Origin of the sequence: Vibrio sp. 10N.222.54.A3, assembly GCF_041474095.1 — a bacterium.
GTDB classification, from domain to species: domain Bacteria; phylum Pseudomonadota; class Gammaproteobacteria; order Enterobacterales; family Vibrionaceae; genus Vibrio; species Vibrio crassostreae_C.
In genome coordinates this window covers 1-2,346 of the sequence record NZ_JBFRTN010000173.1, presented here as the reverse complement: position 1 = coordinate 2,346, position 2,346 = coordinate 1, and the positions used below count along the sequence as shown (strand labels likewise).

Annotated in this window: 1 pseudogene; it reads right to left on the bottom strand. The window is 45.6% G+C overall.

Annotation, left to right across the window (positions count from 1 at the left end):
• Window positions 1-2,346, bottom strand: a pseudogene (locus AB4507_RS22800) (hypothetical protein); the annotation flags it as partial.

The window sequence follows — 2,346 nt, the reverse complement described above, 5'->3', positions numbered from 1 at the left end:
CATGGTCTAACGCTTCAAGTAAGGTAAAGGTGTATTCACCCAAAGTACTTGTAGAGAAAGTAATCGTGAATACAGGAACTTCAGCGTTCGAGCCATTAGTAATAAAACCGATGTAAGTCCCCGGATTAGCCGAATCTTCTTTTATCTCGACCGCAAATCCATTCGATTTAAGTGCACCGCCCACATTGAACTCGGTTGGCTCAATACGGAAACTCGCAACATCATCACTTTGATTGGTGAAGGTAATCGTCTCTGTTTGGCTTACTGCACTGCCGCTTGGTGAAGAACCATCTGCAAGATTCGTTTCAGAGAAAGTGACACTTGGCACCGCATCAATGGTTGGGATATCACCGTCAGTAATGGTCAGAGTGACCGTTGACGTCACCACATCGTTATCTAAATCGCTTGAGGTCACCACTATCGACTTGACGATATCTTCGCTAACCGTGTGGTCTAGATTGCGATTTGGTTCGAAGCGTACTTCACCTTCAATAGTGATGAACAACTCACCCTCTGTGAAGCTAAATTGCTGCTCACCTGTGTCCGTTTGATCCAGTGTTCGAACTTGACCGTCATACGTAAACTGAGTGATCGTCGCACCATCGGCACTTTGTTCTGGCATCACATCGATGGTATTGGTTGTCACTGTGCCGTCTGCAAGATTTGGTTCAGTGATATCTAACGTACCACCTTGCATGATTTGAACATCATCACCAATGGTCACGTTAAGTTGAGACACCAACGAGTCATCGCCATCGCTATCGACCGCGTAAACCGGTAAGTCGAAACTCAAATTATTATTTGCGAGGCCATCTACATGGTCTAGTGCTTCAAGTAAGGTGAAGGTGTATTGACCTAAATTGGTATCCGAGAAACTAATCGTGAACACATTGGTTTCAACATTCGAACCATCAGTAACATAACCGATGTAGCCGCCCGGTGTGGTTGGGTCAGCTTTCAGCTCGACCGCTAATCCGTTTGATGTCAAAGCGCCACCAACATTGAACTCAGTCGGTTCAATACGGAAGCTGGTCACATCATCACTTTGAGTGGTGTAAGTAATAGTTTGAGTTGAGCTAACCGCGCTACCGCTTGGTGCAGAGCCATCACTCAGATTGGTTTCCGACAAGTTCACAGTTGGCACATTATCAATGGTCGGAATATCACCATCGGTAATGGTCAGCGTGACGGTTGAGGTAAGCACATCGTTATCGGAGTCACTAGATGTCACCACGATTGATTTCACAATGTCTTCGTTCAGCGTGTGGTCGAGATTGCGGTTGGGCTCAAAGCGCACTTCGCCTTGAAGCGTGATGAATAGTTCGCCTTCAGTAAAACTGAATTGCTGTTCACCATTGTCATTCTGATCAAGGGTTCGTAGTTGACCGTCATAAGTAAACTGAGTGATCGTCGCGCCATCAGCACTCTGATTTTGCATCACATCAATGGTGTTAGTTGTTACCGTACCATCTGCAAGATTGGGCTCGACGATATCTAACGCACTATCTTGCATGATTTGAACATCATCACCGATAGTGACATTTAACGGAGACATCAGTGAATCATCGCCGTCACTGTCTACCGCATAAACAGGCAGATCAAAGCTGAGCTCGTTGTTACCACGGGCATCTTGATGGTCCAACGCTTCAATGAGTGTGAACGTGTATTCACCTAATATGGTGCTAGAAAAACTCAGCGTAAATACCGTGGTTTCGACATTCGTCGCACTAGTAGTAAAACCAATGTAGTCACCCGACCCTGTCGGCTCTTCACGTAACTCAACGGCTAAACCGTTCGATTTAAGATCATCGTTAGTATTGAATTCCGTTGGTTCAATTCGGAAACGAACCACATCATCACTTTGGTTGGTAAATGTGATGGTTTGAGTGGAGCTCACCGCGCTGCCACTAGGAGCGGAGCCATCAGTCAGATTTGTTTCAGAAAGGGTTACGCTTGGAATAACGTCAATCGTAGGGTTATCACCATCAGTAATCGTCAGCGTTACGGTAGAAGTCAGAGAATCGTTATCGAAGTCACTTGAAGTCACCACAATCGACTTCACGATGTCTTCGCTCGTTGTGTGGTCTAAATTACGATTTGGCTCAAAGCGTACTTCTCCTCCAAGAGTGATATATAGCTCGCCTTCCGTGAAGCTAAATTGCTGTTCGCCTGAAATGCTTTGATCCAGTGTGTTTACGACACCGTCATAAGTAAACTGAGTGATTGTCGCGCCGTCAGCACTTTGCGTTGGCATCACATCGATCATATTGGTCGTTACAATACCACCAGCCAAATCAGCAACATTCGGTTCAACGATATCTAATGTGCCGTCTTGCATGATTTGAA